Below are 20,720 nucleotides of genomic sequence, written 5' to 3' on the forward strand. Positions count from 1 at the left end.
GTCCATTAGCTAAGCTACCTAAACGGGTGCCGCTGATCCCATCAAATTCTCAAGCAGTCTTTCTGTTCTGATCACGCGATGCGGACAGAACGCCGTATGCCGAGCGCATTTGCCTTTCGTAGATCGCAAGCCAAGCGCTCGGCCGAATGAGCGCAATCGGCATTGGTGCATGCCAACATAGCCGGGGAGGGAGAATGATGAGCACTTGGCTAAGTGAACGAGAGCAGCGCCTCGTTGCCGGCGCTGAAGCGGCATCGGCGGCGACGCCGATTCCTACCCAGATCGTATCAAACGGCGAGTATCTCCCGCCCCCGCAGAGCGCCCTTCAGAAAAAGGTTGAAACTCGAATCAACGAGCTTGCTGATTCTAACGGCAAACGGCTGGGCCTGAGCCGCCGGCAGTTCCTGCACACGAGCTGCGGCATGGCCGCGGCCTTTCTAGCCATGAACGATGTCTACGGTAACGTCTTTCAAGTCGCGCCGGCCGAGGCCCGCGAACCCGATTTGATGCTTGCCCGGGCGCAAAACCTTGCCGAGCAGTTCATCTTTGACGTTCAGACCCACTTTGTCCGCGACGACTTCGACCACAAGGAGCTGTTGGGACTAGCGCAATTTGCGAGTGACCACTGGAATCCGAAGATGAAGGAGGAAGGCGTGTCGTCGCTCGCCCGGTACAAGTTCCAGAACTACGTTAAAGAGATCTATTACGACAGCGACACCAATATGGCTCTCTTAAGCGGAGCACCGTTCGACGATCCGAGCTGGTGGCTGCTCTCCAACGACCAGATCGTCAAGGCGCGCGAACTCATCAACGGCTTCGCTGGCTCCCGGCGCCTGCTGGCGCACAGCGTCATAACGCCCAAACAGCCCGGCTGGATGGAGGAGGTTGACAAGGCGATCGAGGTCTACAAGCCGGACTCCTGGAAGTCCTATACGATCGGCGATCCGCTGGCGCCTTCCAAGTTCCCGTGGCGGCTCGACGACGAGCAGGTGATGTATCCGTTCTATGAAAAGGCGGTGAAGGCAGGCATCAGCACGCTGTGCATCCACAAGGGATTGCTGCCGCCCGATTACGAGAAATCGTTCGCCGGCGTCTGGGAATACGCGACGGCTTGGGACATCGGAAAGGCAGCCAAGGATTGGCCGCAGATGAACTTCGTGATCTATCACTCGGCGCTGCGGGCGTTCCTCGAGCTGCCGGACAAGGCATGGGTGGATTTCGAACAAACGGGTCGCATCCAGTGGGCCTCCGATCTTGCGGAAATCCCGCAGAAGTTCGGCGTCACCAATGTCTATGCCGAGCTAGGCACGTCCTTTGCCAACTCGGCGGTCGCGCATCCGAAATTCTGCGCCGCGCTGGTCGGCACGCTGATCAAGGGCATGGGCGTGGATCATGTGATGTGGGGCACCGACTCGGTTTGGTACGGCTCGCCGCAATGGCAGATCGAGGCGCTACGCCGGCTCGAAATCCCGGAGGATATGCAGAAGAAGTACGGGTTTGCGCCGCTCGGCGACGCTAACAGCGCCGTCAAGCAGCAGATCTTCGCCGGCAACGCGACCAGGTTCTACAAGATCAAGCTGAGGGCCGCTGACAATAGCAGTATGCCAGCCTTTTCAGAGGACCGCCTGGCGGCGCTCAAGAATGAGTACGCCTTGGGGGCCAAGGAACCCTCGAACCTGCGCTACGGATACGTTCGCGCCGCGTAGAGCATGATCCCGGACTCGGCACCCCTTTGCCGAGGAGACCTCCGTCAATTGGAGAGGGACAACGATTCGCGGCGCGACAAGCTCGCTGTGAATTGCCTTGCCTTCGTCCAATTCGCGTCGATGCGAATTGGACACCGGTTTCGTAGCCCAGGTGGCGTGAAGCGCAACCCAGGGTACCTCCGTCAACCTCTACCAGCGGCCCCGGGTTACGCTGGCGCTTCACCCGGGCTACGGCACTTCCAAATACCTACTGCGCCGTCTGCTGCCGCAGCTCCGCGACGTCCTTCGCCGTGAGCTTCGAGCCCTTGGCGCCGAAACGGGCGGTGACATAGTTGGCGACTGCCGCGATCTCGTCATCCGAATAGGCGTTGCCAAATGCCGGCATCGAGAGCGCGCCGTCCGGCGTGGTGCGCTTGGTGCCGGACAGAACGATCTGCGCCACGTTGGTGGCCGCGGGATCGTTGACCGCCCACGACCCGGTCAGCGTCGCCGTCGGCGACACCAGGCTCTCGCCGGTCCATCCGTGGCAGCTCACACAGGCGCCCTCGAACACCATCTTGCCCCTCGCATCCGCCGTTACGCCTTCCTTGTGCGAGGCAGGTGCTGCGGGAGCCGTGGTCGCCGGCAGGTCGGGCGAGGCCTGGGGCGGTATGCTGCGCAGATAGACGGCGATGGCGCGAACGTCCTCCGGCGCGAGCTGGCTCAGGCTGTGGTCGACTGCTTCGCCCATCGGTCCGGACGCGGTGCCGTGACCGAGCGCATGGCCGGTCGAGAGGTAGGAGACGAGCGCCTCGTCGCTCCAATTGCCGAGGCCGGTGGCCTTGTCGGAGGAGATGTTGAAGGCGCGCCAGCCCGCGGTCACGGCGCCCGCGAATTTCTTGCGGTTGTCGAGCGCGAAGCCGAGGTTGCGCGGCGTGTGGCACTCGCCGCAATGGGCGAGCGCTTCGGCGAGGTAGGCGCCCCTGTTCCACTCCGGGCTCTTCGAGGTATCAGGCGCAAAGCGCGTGTCCGGGTTGAACACCGCCGACCAGAACAGCATCGCCCAGCGCTGGTTGAACGGGAACGCCAACGTGTTCTCCGGCGCCGGCGCGCGCACCGGCGGCAGGCTGAACAGATAGGCCTTCACCGCCAGCAGGTCCTCGTCCGTCATGTAGGTGTAGGACGCATAGGGCATGGCCGGGTAGAGCATTGCCCCGTCATGGCGCTTGCCGCGCTGGACCGCGTTGAGGAAATCCTGGTCGCTGTAATTGCCGATGCCGGTTTCCTTGTCAGCCGTGATGTTGGTCGAATAGAGCGTGCCGAACGGCAGCTTGAACGCCAGCCCGCCGGCGTATTGCTTCTCACCCGGCTTGGTGTGGCAGACCATGCAGTCCGCCGCTTTGGCCAGATATTCGCCCCGCTCCACCAGGCTCGCTTTCTCCAGCGCTGCTGGCACGCCGGTCGGCTTGCCGGCGCGGTAGTCGGCGACGGCCGCCTTGTTGCCGCCTGCGAAATCAAGCGGGCCCGGGCCACGGACGATCCAGACGCCGATCGCAACAGCCGCGATGATGATCACGGCAAGGCTCAACAGGATACGCTTTACCCGTCTCATGCCTTCTTCCCCACGGCGATCAGTGAACGGTCGATCGGCAGGCGCCGCAGCGCCACGCCCGTTGCAGCGTAGATCGCGTTGCGTAGCGCAGGCGGTCCGGCGTTGACGCCGGCTTCGCCAATGCCGCCTGGCGCTTCGCCGCTCTTGACCACGGTGACTTCGATCTTCGGCGTCTCGTTGATGCGCATCATGCGGTAGTCGTGGAAGTTCGACTGCTGCACGCGACCCTTGTCGATGGTGATCTCGCCATAGAGTGCGGCGGTGAGGCCGAAGATCAGGCCGCCCTCGATCTGCGCCTTCACCGTGTCGGGGTTGACCGCGATCCCGGTGTCGACCACCGAGATGACGCGGCGGAGCACGATCTCGCCGATGTCGTCGATTTCGGCTTCCACCACGGTCGCAAGGAAGCTCGCAAACGAGGGCTGCAGGCAGACGCCGCGGCCGACGCGCGGTGGCAGCTTTTCGCCCCAGCCGGACTTCTCGGCGGCGAGGTTCAGCACCGCGAGCGCGCGCGGACTCTTGGTCAGCATGCTCCGGCGGAATTCGACCGGATCCTTGCCGGCCTTGCGCGCAAGCTCGTCCATTGCGCATTCGAATGCGAACACATTGTTGTTCGGGCCGACGCCGCGCCAGAAGCCTGTCGGCACCGCCGGCGGCTCGGCGCGGACATATTCGACGTGGAAGTTGGAAAAGTCGTAGGGGGTCTCTACGGCGGCGTCGACTGCGTCGATATCGACCCCCTTCTGGAACGCCGGGGGTAGCCAGCGCGCAATGACTGCCGAACCGGCGATCTTGTATTTCCAGGCCGCCACCTTGCCGTCGACCAGCGTAGCGGTGACCTGGTCGCGATAGACCGGGCGATAGACGTCGTGCTGGATGTCCTCCTCGCGGGTCCATATCACCTTGACAGGATAATCGACCTGCTTGGCGATCTTCACCGCCGTGATCACCATGTCCGGCTCGAGCTTGCGGCCAAAGCCGCCGCCGAGCAGGTGGTTGTTGACGATCACCTTGTCGACGGGAAGGCCGGCGGCCTTTGCGGCCTCCGACTGCACGCGCGTCATGATCTGCGTGCCGGTCCAGATCTCACAGGCATCCGGCCTGACGTGAACTGTCGCGTTGATCGGCTCCATCGAGGCGTGCGCGAGGAACGGCAGTTCGAAGCTCGCCTCGAATTTGTCGCCGCTCGCAAGACCCTTGGCGATGTCACCGACCGATTTTGCGACCGCGCCGTCCTTCTCGATGGCGGCGCGCAGATGCTGCCAGATGTCCTTTGTGCCGAGCTTTGCGTTAGGTCCCTCGTTCCATTCGATCTTGAGCGCTTCGAGGCCTTTCTTCGCCGCCCACATGTGATCGCCGATCACCGCGACCGTGTCCTCAAGGATCACGACCTTGCGCACACCCGGGATTTTCACCGCAGCGCTGTCGTCGACCTTGCCGACCTTGCCACCGAATACGGGGCAGGCAGCCACCGTTGCTATCTTCATGTTCGGCAGGATCGCGTCGATGCCGTAGACGACCTTGCCGTTGACCTTGTCTGGCGTATCCAGCCGTTTCAGGGGCTGGCCGATATAGACGAAATCCTTGGGGTCCTTGACCGGGACATCCTTCGGCGCCATCTCGCCTTGCGCGGCCAGCGCCAGTTCGCCATAGCCGAGCTTGCGGCCGCTTGCCGCGTGCACGACTTCGCCTTTCGACGTCGTGCAGCTGGCAGGCTCGACCTGCCATTGCACTGCTGCGGCCTGCACCAGCATTGCCCGCGCACTGGCGCCCGCAGCGCGCAGCGGCTTCCACCAGGCGCGGATCGAGGTCGAGCCACCCGTCGCCTGCAAGCCGAAAACGGGATTGGCGTAGAACTTGTCGTTGGGCGGCGCGTGCAGCACCGCAACCTTTGCCCAATCGGCGTCCAGTTCTTCGGCCAGGATCATCGAGATCGAGGTGTAGATACCCTGGCCCATCTCCACCTGCGGCATGATCAGCGTGGTTTGGCCGCTCTCGTCGATGCGGATAAAGGCGTTGGGCGCGAACTTGCCGTCGGTTGCGTCCTTCGGCTGCTCCGGCTCGTTGACGGCCGCGCGCAGCGGCAGATGGAAGGCGAGCAGGAAGCCGGTGGCCACCCCACCGGTGAGGAGCGCGCGCCGCGAGACGCCGTTCGCGCTGTTTTCCGGGTGGATTTCTTGGTGGAGTTTTTCTGCTGTCAGCATGGCGCGCCTCCTACGACTGACGTCCGGAGGCGGCCTGCTTGATGGCCTCGCGGATCCGCACATAGGTGCCGCAGCGGCAGATGTTGCCGGCCATCGCCGCATCGATATCGGAATCGTCGGGGTTCGGCGTCGCGGACAGGAGCGCGGCTGCGGCCATGATCTGGCCCGACTGGCAATAGCCGCATTGGATCACTTCAAGATCGAGCCAGGCCTTCTGCACCTTCGCGCCGGCAGGCGAATTGCCGACCGCCTCGATGGTCGTCACCGGGCGGCCCTGCACCGCGCTCACCGGCAGCACGCAGGAACGCACCGCCTTGCCGTCGATATGCACCGTGCAGGCGCCGCACTGCGCGATGCCGCAGCCGAACTTGGTGCCGGTCATGCCTAAGACGTCACGCAGCACCCAGAGCAGCGGCATTTCGGGCGGCGCATCGAAGGATTTCTGTTCGCCATTGATGGTGAGTGTCGTCGCCATAAGCATACCCCAGATTCAGCGGCCGCGGACAGCGGACGCGTCAACGAAACCGTATCGCATCGCGACGAGCTAGGAAGCGAAGACATGTTTCGCAATGCTAGTTCGTGCTGACCATGCATAGGATGATGGCTGTCATCACATCATCGTGTGCGTTATTCTAGGGGATGGAAGCGAAAATCGATCAAGGCCGCGCGAAAGAACCGTGCGTTTTGAAAAGACTGCGTGAAGTGCCGGACAGTGCGGTGACTGCTTAGAAAAGAGGCCGTCAGAGCCTATACGCCGTGCGGAAGCCGCCCCAGTGCCGGCCGCGTACGCGGACCGGCACGTCGATCTCGCGCATCATCACCATGTTGCCATTGCCCATGTCGCGGGCGTAGCTCTGGATCAGATAGGCGCGCTGGTTGCGCCCGGCGGCGAGGCCGGCCGCGTCATTGAAGATGCGGCGGTTGCGGCTGTTGGCGGTGTTGAAGGCGACATCGCCCGGCCGCTGCGGGTGCGAATAGATCTTGTTGTGCACCGGCAGATAGCCGTTGCGGTCGATCATGGCGCAGAACGCCATCCGCGGATCCTTGGCGAGGAAAGCCTCCTGGAACGGCGGCAGCGCGCGCTCCGCCCAATCCAATATTTTTGTGCGGTACTGCATCGGATTGGTGCCGGATATCTCGACATAGTCGGTGTCGAACATATCCTCGATCGTGACGGCGCCGCTCGCGATCCCGTTCTCGAAAATCCTGGTCAGCGCCACGCCCGCTTCCATCGCGCGCATGACGAACTCGGTGTTCTCGTCGCGGATCGCCCACAATTTGTCTTCGATCGTCTCGCGCAGCTCCAAGGTCAGCGCCTCGAAGCGTGCCTGCGCGCCGGCCTTGGTCTTGTCGGCGATCCGGATCTTGACGGCGCCGACATCCTGAAGTGTGGCGGCAAGGCTCTGGTGCAGTTGCAGGCGTTCGGCCTCGGGTCCCGAGATCAGGATGCCGTCCATGGATATCTCATAGACCGGCGCGGTGACGACGCTGCCGCGCGCTTGCATCTCGAGCTTGAGGTTGCAGGGCAGCCGCTCGCCCTTGCGTGGGTCTTCGCGCTCGCCCTGCCGCAGCAGCACCGCGCAGCGCGATTTCAGTTTTTGCGCAAAGCTGGTCACCGCGCGGCCGGCCTGGGCGACGTCCTTGCCATGCGCTTCGGCGTCCCTGGTGGCCTGATCGATCTCGGCGGCGCTGTCGCCGACCGCGACGATGAAGCTCGAGGCGGAGGCAGCATTCTGCGCGATCTCGCCGGTGGTCTTATGCTGCTCCGTCACCGCGCCGCTGACATGCGCGAACACCGGGCGGATCGCCTCGATCGCCTGCGCGATGCGGTGTACGGCATCGGCCGAGCCCGCGGCGTCCTTCTGCAGTGCCTCGATCTTCTTCGTGATCTCTTCGGTCGCGCCCTGGGTCTGCACCGCCAGCGCCTTCACTTCGGTCGCGACCACCGCGAACCCCTTGCCGGCGGCGCCGGCGCGCGCTGCCTCGATGGTCGAGTTGAGGGCGAGCAGCGTGGTCTGCCGCGCGATCTGTGCGATCAGGTTGACGACGTTGCCAATCGCGGCGGAGGATTCACGCAGGCGGTCGACATTGGCGCGGGCCTCGCGCGCCGCGGCGCCCGCTTCGTCGGCGAGCCGGCCGGCGTCGCGCACCTGCGCGCCGATCCCCTGCGCCGAATCGGTGAATTTGTCGGCGGCCTCCGAGAAGGTCGCGGCCGTGGTCTGCGCCGCATTGGTGCGGCCGGTCAGCGCATCCGTGCGCTCGCGGATGGTCGCAAGCGTCGCCGCGGTTGCCTCGGCCCCGCCGGCCACCGATTGGGCGGCACGCTCGAGTTGCCGGATCATGCCGCCGAGCTCGAGTTCCAGCAGCTCGAGGATTTCCCCGGCCGAACCGGTATCGTGGGAGGGGTTATCGGCCGGCGCCGCCGCTGCGGTCGCAACCTTCGGCTCGACGGCTGCTGCCACGGGTTCCGGATCTCGCTTGCGAAACAAACCGAACGCCGCCATTGGGGTTCTCTTGCAAGTTGAAATGGACTGTCCGATTCTCCCATCCGTAGGTGAAATCGTGGTTAACGGCTGCCTGATTTTCCGGAAGGCGGCACGGCCGGCATGCCAGATCACGCCGCAAGTCTTTGATTTTGGCCTGTCGGAGGCCTATAACGCCGCGCCTCACCCCCTTTTTGAAAGACGATTCCCAAGGGACCTCGCATGGCCGGCCATTCCCAATTCAAGAACATCATGCACCGCAAGGGCCGGCAGGATGCCCAGAAGTCGAAGCTGTTCGGCAAGCTGGCCCGCGAAATCACGGTCGCGGCCAAGCTCGGCACCCCCGACCCCGCCATGAACCCCCGGCTGCGCGCCGCGATCGTTGCCGCGCGCGCGGAAAACATGCCGAAGGACAATATCGAGCGAGCCATCAAGAAGGCCGCCGGTAACGAGGGCGAGAACTATGACGAGATCCGCTACGAGGGCTATGGCCCCGGCGGCGTCGCCGTGATCGTCGAGGCCCTGACCGACAACCGCAACCGCGCCGCCTCCGACATCCGCTCCTACTTCACCAAGTCGGGCGGCAATCTCGGCGAAACCGGCTCGGTCGCCTTCATGTTCGACCGGGTCGGCATCATCGAATATGACCACAAGGCCGCCTCCGACGATGCGGTGCTGGATGCGGCGATCGAGGCGGGCGCCGACGACGTCGTATCGAGCGAAAGCGGCCACGAGATCTACGCCTCGCCGGAATCCTACCGCGAGGTCGCGAAGGCGCTGGAAGCGAAATTCGGCGAGCCGCGCAAGGCGTCGCTGACCTGGAAGCCACAAAACACCGTCGCCGTCGATGACGAGACCGGCGAGAAGCTGCTCAAGCTGATGGATCTGCTCAACGACCACGACGACGTCCAGAACGTGTTCGCCAATTTCGAGATCTCGGACGCGCTGATCGCGAAGATGGGCGGGTAGCCCCATCTCTCGTGATGCCGTCATGGCCGGGCTTGTCCCGGCCACCCACGCGTATCCACTCGTACTGAAGGACGTGGATGCCCGGGACAAGCCCGGGCATGACGAGGTGGGGGCACCGCTTTCCCCGTGCATGACCTCCCCGTTTGTGTTTCGTTCTCGAAACGCAGCGGTTATCACTACCCCATGACAGTCCAGCCGATTCGCAAACCCACCCGCATTCTCGGCATCGACCCGGGCCTCCGCCGCACCGGCTGGGGCGTGATCGAGGTCGAGGGCAATCGGCTGGTGTTCATTGGCTGCGGCTCGATCGAGCCGTCGGAACGGCTGCCGCTGTCAGGCCGGCTGCTTGCGATCCATGAGGGGCTGGCCGCCGTGCTCGGCGATTTCAAACCGGCGGAAGCCGCGGTCGAGCAGACGTTTGTCAACAAGGATGGTGTTGCGACGCTGAAACTCGGTCAGGCCCGCGGCGTCGCCATGCTGGCGCCTGCAATGTTCGGCATCGAGGTTGCCGAATATGCGCCGAACCAGGTCAAGAAAACCGTGGTCGGCGCCGGACACGCCGAGAAGAACCAGATCGCCGTGATGCTGAAGATCCTGCTGCCTAAGGCCGAGCCGCAATCGCCCGACGCCGCCGATGCACTCGCGGTCGCGATCACGCACGCCCATCACCGCCAAAGCACCGCGCTGCGGCTGAGAGTAGCCAGCCTATGATCGGCAAATTGAAAGGCCTCATCGACTCCTATGGCGAGGATTACGTGATCCTCGATGTCGGCGGCGTCGGCTATCAGGTGCATTGCTCCGCGCGCACGCTGCAGGCGCTGCCCTCGCCGGGCGAGGCCGCAGTGCTCTCGATCGAGACCTATGTGCGCGAGGACCAGATCAAGCTGTTCGGCTTCCGCACCGACAACGAGCGCGAATGGTTTCGCCTGTTGCAGACCGTGCAGGGCGTCGGCGCCAAGGTCGCGCTCGCCGTGCTTGGCACGCTGCCGCCTTCCGACCTCGCGAACGCGATCGCGCTGCGTGACAAGGCCGCGGTGGCGCGCACGCCCGGCGTCGGGCCGAAGGTCGCCGAGCGCATCGTCAGCGAGCTGAAGGACAAGGCCCCGGCCTTTGCCAATGTCGATCCCGCCGTGGTCCATCTCGCCGGCGCCATCGACAACGAGCGCGCGCCGCGGCCGGTGACGGACGCGATCTCCGCATTGGTCAATCTCGGCTACGGCCAGCCGCAAGCCGCCGCCGCCATCGCCGCCGCCTCGCGCAGTGCAGGCGAGCAGGCTGAAACCGCGCAGTTGATCCGGCTGGGCCTGAAGGAACTGGCGAAGTGATGGCTCACCCTACGGGACTATGCCTTCGCACTGCCTGTTACTGGGCCCTCTCCCCTTGTGGGAGAGGGCAGCACCGGAATCGGCAACGAACACGATTGGGTGAGGGGTTTCTTTCCGCGAGCAGCTTGCCCGCCGCGACAATCCCTCATCCGTCGCGCATTGCATGCGCGCCACCTTCTCCCACAAGGGGAGAAGGGAAGGACGCGCGCTTTGCCCACCCTACGATCGCTGCGATCGTCACGGAATTGACGACATGAACCCGCCCTCCCGCATCGTCACCCCTGAGCGTCGCGCCGATGATGTCGGCGACACCGCGCTGCGTCCGCAATCGCTGTCCGATTTCGTCGGCCAGGCGCAGGCGCGCAAGAACCTTTCGATCTTCATCGAGGCCGCACGCAAGCGCGGCGAGGCGCTGGATCACGTGCTGTTCGTCGGGCCCCCGGGTCTTGGCAAGACCACGCTGGCGCAGATCGTCGCGCGCGAGCTCGGCGTCGGCTTTCGCGCCACTTCGGGCCCGGTCATTGCAAAGGCTGGCGATCTCGCCGCGCTGCTCACCAATCTGGAAGAGCGCGACGTCCTTTTCATCGACGAGATCCATCGCCTGAGTCCCGCCGTGGAGGAGGTACTCTATCCCGCGATGGAGGATTTTCAGCTCGACCTCATCATCGGCGAGGGTCCTGCCGCGCGCTCGGTGAAGATCGAGCTTGCAAAATTCACCCTCGTGGGCGCCACCACGCGCGCCGGCCTGCTGACCAATCCGCTGCGCGACCGCTTTGGGATTCCGATCCGGCTCAACTTCTACACAGAGGAGGAGCTGGAGAAGATCGTCACCCGCGGGGCCCGCGTGCTGAACATCGGCATGAGCCCTGACGGCGCCAATGAGATCGCCCGCCGCGCCCGCGGCACGCCGCGCATCGCCGGCCGCCTCTTGCGCCGGGTGCGCGATTTTGCTTCGGCAGCAGATGCCACGTCGGTCGACCGCGCCATCGCCGACCACGCGCTTTCCGCGCTCGAGGTCGATGCCGCTGGCCTAGATGCGATGGACCGCCGCTATCTCAGCACCATCGCGATGAACTATGGCGGCGGCCCGGTCGGGGTCGAGACGATGGCCGCCGCCCTGTCGGAGCCGCGCGATGCGATCGAGGACATCATCGAGCCCTACCTGATCCAGTGCGGCTACCTGCAGCGCACGCCGCGTGGCCGGCTCCTCACCTCGCATGCCTTCCGCCACCTCGGCCTCGCCGAGCCCACGCGCGATCCCTCGCAATTCGGCCTGTTCGGCAACGATAGCGACGACTGATCTTCGATTGTTGTAGCCCGGGTGAAGCGCCAGCGTAACCCGGGGCCGCTCTTGAACGTTGGTGCAAGAGTCCCGGGTTGCGCTGCGCTCCACCCGGGCTACGGCATCGCGCGTTCACATCCTCGTGCGGCAGAACCCCTGACAATCTGCACAAACGCACCGCAATTCCGCTCCAATCGGACCCCATCTACGGGGAGCATCACCGATTGTCCCATGTTCTCACGACGTCAATTTTTCAGATCCATCGGCGGCCTCACCGCCCTCACGGCGTCGACCTCGGCCTATGGCTTCGGCGTCGAGCCGGTCCTGCGGCTCCGCGTCACGCGTTACCATCTCACCCCACCGCGATGGCCGGCGGATTTCCCGCTGAAGATCGCCGTGATCGCGGACCTGCACGCCTGCGATCCCTGGATGTCGCTGGAGCGCATCGAGACGATCGTCGCGCGCACCAACGCACTTGAGCCCGACATCATCGTCATGCTCGGGGACTACGTCGCCGGCCACCGCCATGTCACCCGCTTCATTCCGGCAAGCGAATGGGCCGCGGTGCTGGCGAACCTCAAGGCGCCGCTCGGCGTGCACGCGATCCTCGGTAACCACGATTACTGGGACGACAAGACCGTGCAGCGCGAGGGTCAGGGGCTGACGGTGGCCCATCGTGCGCTCGAAGCCAACGGCATTCCGGTCTACGAGAACGATGCAAAGCGCCTGACCAAGGCCGGCCGTCCGTTCTGGCTCGCCGGCCTCGGCGATCAGCTCGCTTATATGCCGGCACGGCGTTTCCGCCCCGTGCGCCGTATCGGCGTCGACGATCTCGGCGCGACGCTCGCGAAAATCACCGACGATGCGCCGGTCATCCTGCTGGCACACGAGCCTGACGTCGCGCTGCGCGTCCCCTCACGCGTGGCGCTGCAATTGTCCGGCCATACCCATGGCGGCCAGGTCCGCGTGCTCGGCTGGTCGCCCGCGGTGCCGCCGCGGCAGGGCGTCGAGCTCGCCTACGGCCACCTGCGCACCAATTGCGACGTCATCGTCTCCGGCGGCCTCGGCTGCAGCATCATGCCGTTCCGCATCGGCGTTCCCCCCGAGATCGTGCTGGTGACGCTCGGCAAGGCCGGACCGGCCGTGGCGTAATACGCGCTTGCGTGTGGCGCGGATTTTGCGCAAAAGCTCGATCTTCCCAGCGAGACGATCGAGGTTCGCAAGTGACAGCTCATCTCGACGGCGAGATCCGCGACGGCCGCCATCACATGCAGTGCCGCGTCTATTACGAGGACACGGATTTCTCCGGCATCGTCTATCACGCCAACTATCTGCGCTTCATGGAGCGCGGCCGCACCAATCATTTGCGGCTGATGGGCGCCGAGCAGCATGCGCTGTTTGCCGAGACCGAGGTGGAGACGCCGGGCTTTGCATTCGTCGTGCGCTCGATGCAGATCGATTTCCTGCGGCCGGCGCGGATGGACGATGTGCTCGACGTCGTGACCTGGCCGGTCGCCGTGAAGGGCGCCTCGATCATGCTGGCGCAGGAAGTGCGGCGCGGCGAGGAAGTGCTGGTGAAAGCGCAGGTGCGCGTCGCCTTCATCAGCCAGGGCAGGGCGCAGCCGATCCCGAAATCGCTGCGGTTATTGTTGAAGGCCGATGTGGTGTGAAGATCGTGCCACAGATTCGGTGTCGTCCCGGCGAACGCCGGGACCCATAACCACAGGGAGCGGTTGTTTGGCGACGACGTCGACCAGATCGCCCCACCGATAGATCCCGCGGTATGGGTTCCGGCTCAAGTCCGGGACGACAGTAGTGTCACGCCGCAGCCTTGTGGCGCGCGATTTCGGCCTTGTAGAGCTCGAACTCCTCCGCGATTGCTTTCGCCACCGAAGGCCGCGCGCGCAGGCGTTCGTAATAAGCCTTCAGCGTCGGCCATTTTACCAGGTCAACCGGCGGCGTCGCCATGGTCCAGTTGATGACGGTGACGAGATAGGCATCCGCCACGCTGAAATGGTCGAGCAGGTAGTCGCGCCCCTTCAGATAATTTTCGAGATAGTCGAGCCGCGACAGGTTCTTCTCCACGACATAGGTCTTCGCGTCCTGCGGCGCCTTCTTGTCGAGCAGCGTCACGAACAGGCCCTTGTGCAGTTCGGTGCCGACGAAGCAGAGCCATTGATGCAGCCGGCTGCGCTCCATGCCGGCGCCGCTGCCGAGATTGGCCTCTGGGAAGCGGTCGGCGACGTATTGCAGGATCGCGGCGTTCTCGGTCAGCACCGCGCCGTCATCGGTGCGCAGCGTCGGCACCAGGCCGAGCGGATTGACCTTTGTGAAATCCGAGCCGTCGTTCAGCACCACCTTGCTCCTCGGATCGACCTCGAGATAGTCGGCGCTTGCGCCCGCTTCATACAGCGCGATGCGGGTCGCCATCGAGCAGGCGAGCGGCGAGAAATAAAGCTCCATGGGTGCCTCCTTGGCGGTTCGGCCCGGCGGCCGGGCCTCCTGTTGATTTTTGTACTGTTCTGCATAATATGGTTTCGGTCAAGGAATTTTCTGCGAAATGGTACAAAAAAAGAAGAAGCTGCCATCTGCTGCCAAACCGTCGGCTGGCAAAAAGGCTGACGCCGCTGAGCCGAAGCGGCGCGGCCGGCCGCGCGCCTATGAGCCCGACGTTGCCCTCGGCAAGGCGCTCGATCTGTTCCGCAAGCGCGGCTTTGCAGCGACCTCGCTCGACGATCTCAGTGCCGCGACCGGCATGAACCGGCCGAGCCTTTATGGCGCGTTCGGCGACAAGCGCGAGCTCTACATCAAGAGCTATCAGCGTTACCGCGACGATGCGCGCACCGCGATGGTCGACATCTTCCGCGAGGAGTTGCCGATCCGCGAACGATTGACGCGCATCTATGCGGTGGCGCTCGACATCTATCTTTCCGGCGATTCCCCGCGCGGCTGCTTCACAGTAGTGACGGCGGCTTCCGATGCGGTCGCCGATCCCGAAATCCGCGCCTTGGCGCTCGAAGGCTTCGTCGAACTCGACAAGGCTTTTGCCTCGTGCTTCCGCCGCGCCAAGGAGAAGGGCGAGCTATCGGCAACCGCCGACATCGCCACGCTCGGGCGGCTTGCTTCCGCCACCCTGCACACTATCGCGCTCCGCGCCCGCGCCCGCGTCTCGCGCGAGGAATTGGAAGCGCTCGTCAATGGCGCCATCGAGGTGATGTGCCGCTAGCGCGGCATAGTCCGACTAATTCGCGATGCCCAGCGCAATGCCTTTTTGAACAGACTGGGGTGTGCGACGACTAATATTACGTCTGCAATCGTTTAAATCAGGAATGAAATAGCGCCGTCACCTCATCCCTCCATCCTTCGCCATGCGATGCGAGCGGTGCGAGATGATCAAAACATCTCCCTCTCTGAAAGGTGAAAAAATGGCCCGAATTTCCTCAATCGGTTTCGGTCTGATTGCCTACGCAACCTTCCTCGGCACGATTCTCTATATGATCGGCTTCGTCTTCGGTGCCGTCGTGCCGAAAGACATCGACCAAGGGCCCGCTACGCCAACGCTCGAGGCGGTGATCATCAATCTTCTCCTGCTGTCGCTCTTCGCTCTCCAGCACAGCGTGATGGCCCGCAGGTCATTCAAGCAGTGGTGGACCCGGTTCATTCCACATGAAATCGAGCGAAGTGTGTATGTCCTTCTCGCCAGTCTGGTCCTGATCTTGCTGGCTTGGCAATGGCGCCCGATTCCAGCGATCATCTGGAGTGTTGCTGATCCGGCCGCCGCCATCGCCCTGTCAGGGCTCGCACTGTTCGGCTGGTTGATCGTGCTGTTCGCCAGCTTCCAGATAAACCACTTTGAGCTATTCGGTCTGAAGCAGGTGTTCGCAGATCCGGCGGTCAGCGCTGTTGGCTCTCGTTTCAAGACTCCATTTTTGTACAAACTGGTACGCCATCCGCTCTATCTGGGCTTCATCATCGCGTTCTGGTCGACGCCAACAATGACGGCTGGGCACTTTCTATTCGCGGCCGTCGCAACAGCCTACATTTTCGTTGGCGCCAGCCTGGAGGAGCGCGATCTGATTGCGCTGTTTGGCGATCAGTATCGGCAGTATCGCGAGCGAGTGGCGATGCTGGTGCCCTGGCCTCGTTCCTTCAAGGCCGATCACTACACAACGGAGCCTAACGCGAGCGACCGCTGAGATTGTTCGTAGCGCGCTCGTGCAAGAACTCTCTTCGAGACCGGATAGTAACGCGCCCGCCAGTCGGCCGCGGCGGCGGGATGCTCTGTGGCTTGCGCTACTGCTGCTGGCCTCATTGACGCTGCTGACGGATCGCGCAGCCGCGGCCGAACAGGTCGACCCCACGCCGCGGATCGCGATCATTTCGGCCTATAGCCCCGAATGGCTCGCGCTCAAGAATGCAATGAGCGCGACCCGGACGGAGATCATAGCTGACGTGACCTACATCGTGGGTCGCCTCGAAGGCAAAGACGTCGTTCTTTTCCTCAGCGGCGTGTCAATGGTCAACGCCGCCATGACCGCGCAGGGCGCGATTGATCATTTCAAGATCAGGCGCATCGTCTTCTCCGGAATTGCCGGGGGCATCAACCCCAGTCTTTCGCCAGGAGATGTCGTCGTGGCCGATCGCTGGTCTGAATATCTCGAATCTGTGTTTGCCCGGCAAGACGGAGCCCGCTGGTCGATACCGAACTGGCTCGGCAAGACGCTGCCGAACTACGGCATGATTTTCCCCCGCGCGGTCGGAATTGCTCATCCGGGTGAGCGCGAGCCGGAAAAGCGGTTCTGGTTTGACGTCGATCCGACCATGCTGGAGATTGCACGTTCGGTCGCGCCGAAAGTCGAGCTGAAGGCCTGCCTTAATCGGGATGTCTGCGGAACCACACCTCCGCGCGTCGTCGTCGGAGGTGCCGGCGTCTCCGGTCCGGCGTTCATTGACAATGCCGAATTCCGCAAGTGGATTTACGATACTTTCAAGGCGAGCCTGGTTGACAATGAAAGTGCGCCAGTCGCCCATGTCGCCTATTCGAACCATATCCCCTTTATAGCCTTCCGCGGCCTGTCGGATCTGGCCGGCGGCGATGCCGGCGAAACACGGAGAATGAGCTCGAACACCTGGCGTCGGACAACGCCGCCGCGGTGGTCAAAGCATTTCTCCGCGCTCTCCCAGCTCAAGAGTCTCCCGAAAACCGCGAAGGAAGCAAGTAACATAGACCTGTAGCTGCGCAGGCAGGAACGCGGGCGCTTCCCAGCCATGCACGAGATGTGCTCGCGGTCTCATCGTGTCGGGCGCTCTCGGAAGAGCGCCCGCGTGTTGAACGATAGAGCCCACTACTGGCCGGGATGTGCCTTGATGGCTTGCTCGACTTCCCGTTTGACGGCTTCAAGGTTGAAGCTCGCCGGCGCCTGCATTGGAGGGAAGTCGATGGCCGTTTGCGCCAATCTGGCAACCTCTTGCTGAACAAGCACGAAGCGCCAGAATTCGCGGGCCATGAAATCATTCATATAACCTCCGCCCATGTTGTTCAGGCTTTCGCCGCGGATTGACGGCGTCCGCTCAAACGGGTCTTGGCGGATGTTGACCATGGTTGGCATGTCGGTGGTGTCTTTTTCTCCCGGCCACCCATAAGGCTGCTGGAAGAACTGAAACTTGAAGTTATCGTGGCGAAGCGCACCGAGATGCGGACCGGCGAAATAGAAGATCTCATGGCGAACGGAGGGACCCTTGCCCGTCAGCAGATCCATCTGATTGTAACCGTCGAGGTGGTTCTTGTAGCTGCGGCCTTCCAGCGTCACGCCCTTAAGGAGCTGGTCGGTAATGTTCGGGTTTCCCGCCGCAGCGGTTAGTGTCGGGAACCAATCGAGGCCAGAGAAGATTCCATTCTCGACCGACCCCGGCTTGACGCGGCCCGGCCAGCGAATGATGGCCGGCACGCGGAAGCCGCCTTCAAAACTGGTCCCCTTGGTGGCCTTGAACGGGGTCATGCCGCCGTCCGGCCAGGTGAACACCTCGGCGCCGTTGTCCGTTGTGAAGATGACAATGGTGTTGTTGGTTTCGCCGATGTCATCGATATGCTTGAGCAGGGCGCCGACGCTGTCGTCGAGTTGAGCCATGCCCGCTTCCTCGAGACCGAAGTTCGTCTCGTTGTTCTGCATCGCACTGTATTTCTTCGACAGGAACGTCCAGACGTGCATTCGCGTCGTGTTGTGCCAGACGAAGAAAGGTTTGCCGTCGCGCTTGGCCTTATCCATGAAGTCGCTGGAGGATTTGACCAACACCTCGTCGAAAGTGGTCATGTCGTACTTCGGCTTCAGGAACGGCAGATCATGCATATTCGGCACGTTCGACATATCTGGAAACGGGGGCAGCGGCCCCTCGTCGACGATGCTTTGCTTGCCGATCTTGCCCCAGCGCGGCATCTCGGTGGGGTCGTCCTTGTCCGTCGCGTAGCTGTGGATCAGGCTGCGCGGGCCATACTTGTTGTAGTAGTCCTGGTTGGCGGGGAACGAGTACCAGTACGGATCAGACATCGCGTCGAGGTGATATAGATATCCGAAGAATTCGTCGAAGCCGTGCACTGTCGGCAGATATTTGTTGAGATCGCCGAGGTGGTTCTTGCCGAACTGCCCCGTTGCGTAGCCGAGCGACTTGAGCACGGTGGCCAGTGTCACGGCCTGGTCCGGGATGCCAACATCGGCGCCAGCCTGACCGACAGTCGTTAGTCCCGTGCGGATTGGCAGCTCGCCAGTGATGAAGTTGGCGCGTCCTGCCGTGCAGCTCGCCTCGGCGTAGTAGTCGGTGAACATCATGCCTTCCGACGCCAGCTTGTCGAGGTTTGGCGTCTTGCCGGACATCATTCCGCGGTGGTACGCGCCGACGTTGAACCAGCCAACATCGTCTCCCATGATGACAAGAATGTTCGGCCGCCGTTGCTGCTGCGCGGCCGCCGGTGGTGCGGTCGCCGCCAGCACGGCAGCGAACAGCGCGAGTACGCCGATCCAAACGGTCTTTCGGATACTCATGATCTGTTCCCTTCCTCGAACTGTTGCCGATTGCACTACCAAGCGCTTCTCGGAGCGCACCCCTGCAGCGAGCGCATCCAAGCGAGCCTTCCGCCTCTTGCTCTTCAGCCTATTAAAGGTGGCCTGACCGCGACTATGCACTTCCGGCAGATCGCATCCCGAGAGAGGGAGGGGCCTCAGTTTGCGGGTATGCGCGTCATGGTGCCCACCACGGCCTCCGCAGTCTCCAGCGCTCCCTCAACCCATCCCTGCTTGGTCGACCATGCCTCGCTGACGATGTGCAGCGCCGTTCCGGGCACCGGAGATGCGATTTTCTTCATGATTTCCCGGCTCTTCACGCCCTGATTCCAGGTGTGCCAGGCGCCGCCGTACGGATCTTCTTCCCAGTTCATGAAGCCGACTGACAGCGGCGCTGCCATCGGCTGATCGAGCCCGTGCACGACCCCGATCTGGCGACGGACTTCTGTCGCCACGGGGCCGTCAGGATCGAGCATGGTGAATCCGCTGGCGCCCGGCTGTTCCAGGCGCCGCAAGCCAGCCCAGTAATCGAGCTGCGGACGATCGAAATAGCCCATCGTCAGGTGGCCTGTCGCGCCTGCCGGCCGGTCCGGCTCGGTGCCGAAATAATAGATCTGCCGGATCGGCAGGTCGGTGGTCGCCCGTCCGCTGGTCAGACCGAGCGAACGCCACCAGGGCTGCTCATGAGCGAGAAAGACCTTGCCAAGCGGGCGCGGCGTCACGGTTGCAAGCAGAGCTGCGATGGGTGGCTCTTTCAACGCAGCGCAGTCGTCGATGATCTCGATCGCCCGGCGCGGCAGCGCAAGTACGACGCGGCGCGCACGAACGGCGCGCGGTCCGTCAGGCGTCGTGAAGACGAGTTCGTGCAGGCCATCGCCTGTCTGGGCTGGAGTGCGCAGTGATACCAACCTATGCTGATGATGAATGGTGCTGCCTTCGCACATGACGGCGGCCGCAAGCGCGTTCGGCAAGGCCTGCATGCCGTCCACCAGAGTTTTCTCGGTCGGGCTGCCGGTATACTCGATCACCAACGACAATGCGTCGGCGGCATTCCAGTTGCTCACGACTGCACTGTAACCAATTCCCATCTCGATGAACTGCAGCGCCTCATCCGATAGGAATCGGCCGAGCAGATTGCTGAAGCCCCAGTCGATCAGCGGAAAGCCGTCGAGGGTGAGCGACTCTTTCATCTTCACCCACTCGTCGGGCGACAGGTGCTTCATGGAAGGCATCACCCGTCGGACGGCTTTGACGATCAATTCGAACGGATCGAGATAGAGTTCGTCCGGGCGCAGCCCATAGGGGAGGGGTTGCTTCTTTGCGATGTCGCCGGCACGCCACTGCTTGCCCCGGGAATAGAAGATGCTCTCCGAGTTGCCCGTGGTGAACTCGCGAATCCCGAGACCGAATTTTGCCGCGAGTGAGGTGATGAGCGCGTGACTGGAAAGAAAGCGCATCCCGCCGAATTCTGCGGCGATGCCGGTGGTCCCCGGCATGATCACGCTGAGCAGGCGGCCGCCGACGCGCGCGGATGCCTCGAACACCGCCATGCCGCCGGGAGGCTGGCCGCAACCGAGCAGGCGCCACGCGGTGTAGAGGCCGCCAACCCCGGCGCCGACGATAGCTGTGTCCAAGGTTTCACCGGTAGATCGAAATCGATCGTTGCCGCTCATTGGAGTTATTCCTGTCAAGTCGTACGATTACGATGCTGCGCGGCCCCTGATAAGGAGTGGCCTGGGAGCCGAGGTAGAACGCAAGTCACATTGATCTTCACCAGAGACTTGGTCAGTCCGCTGAGTTCAGGAAAGATGCAATGTTTCAACCGTAACCGGACTTCGATGCGTAGAACTATTTCCGTAGTGAGCGGGGAAGATCTGGGGCGAGCTTACGACCCATAGGTGCTTCATCAGGAAGTGGGTCGCACCCATACGGGCTTTGATCGTGCCGAAGGGATGCTCGACCGTCTCGCGCCGCGTCCGCATGGCGTCGGGATTGGAATCGAGCCGTCTCTGGACCTCCTCGACCACATGCTCATGCTCCCAGCGCGTGATGCGGCGCTCCTTTGACGGCGTGCATTGGCTCTTGATCGCGCAGCCTAGCGTCTT

At 63.2% G+C, this 20,720-nt stretch carries 17 protein-coding genes and 1 pseudogene; 10 read left to right on the forward strand and 8 right to left on the reverse strand.

The annotated features are described in order from the left end of the window. Positions 1–146 precede the first annotated feature (146 nt). On the forward strand, positions 147–1,706 hold the full coding sequence (locus tag AC5ZG1_RS24805; RefSeq protein WP_496134337.1) for an amidohydrolase family protein: 1,560 nt from the start codon (positions 147–149) through the stop codon (positions 1,704–1,706). Positions 1,707–1,953: 247 nt separating this feature from the next. On the opposite strand, the gene AC5ZG1_RS24810 is transcribed toward AC5ZG1_RS24805, so the two are convergent. The 4 genes from AC5ZG1_RS24810 to AC5ZG1_RS24825 form a co-directional block, all read right to left on the reverse strand. Continuing rightward, complete coding sequence (locus tag AC5ZG1_RS24810) at positions 1,954–3,297, reverse strand: c-type cytochrome (protein WP_496134338.1); 1,344 nt, start codon at positions 3,295–3,297, stop codon at positions 1,954–1,956. After that, positions 3,294–5,501: a xanthine dehydrogenase family protein molybdopterin-binding subunit gene (locus tag AC5ZG1_RS24815; RefSeq protein WP_496134339.1), complete on the reverse strand. Its 2,208-nt coding sequence runs from the start codon at positions 5,499–5,501 to the stop codon at positions 3,294–3,296. The genes AC5ZG1_RS24810 and AC5ZG1_RS24815 overlap by 4 nt, the downstream gene beginning before the upstream one ends. 10 nt (positions 5,502–5,511) lie before the next feature. Next, on the reverse strand, positions 5,512–5,976 hold the full coding sequence (locus AC5ZG1_RS24820) for a (2Fe-2S)-binding protein (protein ID WP_496134340.1): 465 nt from the start codon (positions 5,974–5,976) through the stop codon (positions 5,512–5,514). Between the two features lie 265 nt (positions 5,977–6,241). After that, positions 6,242–8,005, reverse strand: coding sequence for a methyl-accepting chemotaxis protein (locus AC5ZG1_RS24825; RefSeq protein ID WP_496134341.1), 1,764 nt, complete (start codon positions 8,003–8,005; stop codon positions 6,242–6,244). 201 nt (positions 8,006–8,206) lie between these two features. On the opposite strand from AC5ZG1_RS24825, the gene AC5ZG1_RS24830 reads away from it, so the two are divergent. From AC5ZG1_RS24830 to ybgC, 6 genes are all read left to right on the forward strand, one after another. Continuing rightward, positions 8,207–8,953, forward strand: a complete 747-nt coding sequence (locus tag AC5ZG1_RS24830) for a YebC/PmpR family DNA-binding transcriptional regulator (RefSeq protein ID WP_130228223.1) — start codon at positions 8,207–8,209, stop codon at positions 8,951–8,953. A gap of 183 nt (positions 8,954–9,136) precedes the next feature. Next, complete coding sequence (gene ruvC, locus AC5ZG1_RS24835; RefSeq protein WP_028163701.1) at positions 9,137–9,664, forward strand: crossover junction endodeoxyribonuclease RuvC; 528 nt, start codon at positions 9,137–9,139, stop codon at positions 9,662–9,664. Next, on the forward strand, positions 9,661–10,278 hold the full coding sequence (ruvA, locus tag AC5ZG1_RS24840) for a Holliday junction branch migration protein RuvA (protein ID WP_028163700.1): 618 nt from the start codon (positions 9,661–9,663) through the stop codon (positions 10,276–10,278). The genes ruvC and ruvA overlap by 4 nt, the downstream gene beginning before the upstream one ends. Before the next feature lie 253 nt (positions 10,279–10,531). After that, positions 10,532–11,578 carry a Holliday junction branch migration DNA helicase RuvB gene (ruvB, locus tag AC5ZG1_RS24845; RefSeq protein ID WP_496134342.1) on the forward strand — a complete coding sequence of 349 codons (1,047 nt, stop codon included), beginning with the start codon at positions 10,532–10,534 and terminating at the stop codon, positions 11,576–11,578. A gap of 213 nt (positions 11,579–11,791) precedes the next feature. Continuing rightward, the gene (locus AC5ZG1_RS24850) at positions 11,792–12,712 is read left to right on the forward strand and encodes a metallophosphoesterase (RefSeq protein ID WP_496134343.1); all 921 of its coding nucleotides are present in this window, start codon (positions 11,792–11,794) and stop codon (positions 12,710–12,712) included. Positions 12,713–12,828: 116 nt separating this feature from the next. Further along, positions 12,829–13,230: a tol-pal system-associated acyl-CoA thioesterase gene (gene ybgC / locus AC5ZG1_RS24855; protein ID WP_080663688.1), complete on the forward strand. Its 402-nt coding sequence runs from the start codon at positions 12,829–12,831 to the stop codon at positions 13,228–13,230. 148 nt (positions 13,231–13,378) lie between these two features. Here ybgC and AC5ZG1_RS24860 read toward each other — a convergent pair whose 3' ends face one another. Next, positions 13,379–14,023, reverse strand: coding sequence for a glutathione binding-like protein (locus AC5ZG1_RS24860; protein ID WP_496134344.1), 645 nt, complete (start codon positions 14,021–14,023; stop codon positions 13,379–13,381). A gap of 97 nt (positions 14,024–14,120) precedes the next feature. Between AC5ZG1_RS24860 and AC5ZG1_RS24865 the strand changes: the two genes are divergently transcribed. The 3 genes from AC5ZG1_RS24865 (at position 14,121) to AC5ZG1_RS24875 (ending at position 16,795) form a co-directional block, all read left to right on the forward strand. Next, positions 14,121–14,786, forward strand: coding sequence for a TetR/AcrR family transcriptional regulator (locus tag AC5ZG1_RS24865; RefSeq protein ID WP_130228228.1), 666 nt, complete (start codon positions 14,121–14,123; stop codon positions 14,784–14,786). Between the two features lie 199 nt (positions 14,787–14,985). Next, positions 14,986–15,756 (forward strand): methanethiol S-methyltransferase, encoded by a 771-nt coding sequence (gene mddA, locus AC5ZG1_RS24870; RefSeq protein WP_496134378.1) that lies wholly within the window; start codon positions 14,986–14,988, stop codon positions 15,754–15,756. A 115-nt stretch (positions 15,757–15,871) separates the two neighbouring features. After that, positions 15,872–16,795, forward strand: coding sequence for a 5'-methylthioadenosine/S-adenosylhomocysteine nucleosidase (locus AC5ZG1_RS24875; protein WP_496134345.1), 924 nt, complete (start codon positions 15,872–15,874; stop codon positions 16,793–16,795). A gap of 110 nt (positions 16,796–16,905) precedes the next feature. Here AC5ZG1_RS24875 and AC5ZG1_RS24880 read toward each other — a convergent pair whose 3' ends face one another. From AC5ZG1_RS24880 to AC5ZG1_RS24890, 3 genes and pseudogenes are all read right to left on the reverse strand, one after another. Continuing rightward, the gene (locus AC5ZG1_RS24880) at positions 16,906–18,597 is read right to left on the reverse strand and encodes an arylsulfatase (protein WP_496134346.1); all 1,692 of its coding nucleotides are present in this window, start codon (positions 18,595–18,597) and stop codon (positions 16,906–16,908) included. Between the two features lie 176 nt (positions 18,598–18,773). Continuing rightward, positions 18,774–20,249 carry a flavin monoamine oxidase family protein gene (locus AC5ZG1_RS24885; RefSeq protein ID WP_496134347.1) on the reverse strand — a complete coding sequence of 492 codons (1,476 nt, stop codon included), beginning with the start codon at positions 20,247–20,249 and terminating at the stop codon, positions 18,774–18,776. A 261-nt stretch (positions 20,250–20,510) separates the two neighbouring features. Beyond that, positions 20,511–20,711, reverse strand: a pseudogene (locus tag AC5ZG1_RS24890) (transposase); the annotation flags it as partial. Positions 20,712–20,720: the final 9 nt, after the last annotated feature.

It is taken from the genome of Bradyrhizobium sp. Leo78 (genome assembly GCF_059512425.1).

Excerpts from the sequence above, each read along its gene's own strand:
- AC5ZG1_RS24805 (WP_496134337.1), top strand. The coding sequence starts at position 147 with ATGAGCGCAATCGGCATTGGTGCATGCCAACATAGCCGGGGAGGGAGA.
- AC5ZG1_RS24810 (WP_496134338.1), bottom strand. The coding sequence starts at position 3,297 with ATGAGACGGGTAAAGCGTATCCTGTTGAGCCTTGCCGTGATCATCATC.
- AC5ZG1_RS24815 (WP_496134339.1), bottom strand. The coding sequence starts at position 5,501 with ATGCTGACAGCAGAAAAACTCCACCAAGAAATCCACCCGGAAAACAGC.
- AC5ZG1_RS24820 (WP_496134340.1), bottom strand. The coding sequence starts at position 5,976 with ATGGCGACGACACTCACCATCAATGGCGAACAGAAATCCTTCGATGCG.
- AC5ZG1_RS24825 (WP_496134341.1), bottom strand. The coding sequence starts at position 8,005 with ATGGCGGCGTTCGGTTTGTTTCGCAAGCGAGATCCGGAACCCGTGGCA.
- AC5ZG1_RS24830 (WP_130228223.1), top strand. The coding sequence starts at position 8,207 with ATGGCCGGCCATTCCCAATTCAAGAACATCATGCACCGCAAGGGCCGG.
- ruvC (WP_028163701.1), top strand. The coding sequence starts at position 9,137 with ATGACAGTCCAGCCGATTCGCAAACCCACCCGCATTCTCGGCATCGAC.
- ruvA (WP_028163700.1), top strand. The coding sequence starts at position 9,661 with ATGATCGGCAAATTGAAAGGCCTCATCGACTCCTATGGCGAGGATTAC.
- ruvB (WP_496134342.1), top strand. The coding sequence starts at position 10,532 with ATGAACCCGCCCTCCCGCATCGTCACCCCTGAGCGTCGCGCCGATGAT.
- AC5ZG1_RS24850 (WP_496134343.1), top strand. The coding sequence starts at position 11,792 with ATGTTCTCACGACGTCAATTTTTCAGATCCATCGGCGGCCTCACCGCC.
- ybgC (WP_080663688.1), top strand. The coding sequence starts at position 12,829 with ATGCAGTGCCGCGTCTATTACGAGGACACGGATTTCTCCGGCATCGTC.
- AC5ZG1_RS24860 (WP_496134344.1), bottom strand. The coding sequence starts at position 14,023 with ATGGAGCTTTATTTCTCGCCGCTCGCCTGCTCGATGGCGACCCGCATC.
- AC5ZG1_RS24865 (WP_130228228.1), top strand. The coding sequence starts at position 14,121 with ATGGTACAAAAAAAGAAGAAGCTGCCATCTGCTGCCAAACCGTCGGCT.
- mddA (WP_496134378.1), top strand. The coding sequence starts at position 14,986 with ATGGCCCGAATTTCCTCAATCGGTTTCGGTCTGATTGCCTACGCAACC.
- AC5ZG1_RS24880 (WP_496134346.1), bottom strand. The coding sequence starts at position 18,597 with ATGAGTATCCGAAAGACCGTTTGGATCGGCGTACTCGCGCTGTTCGCT.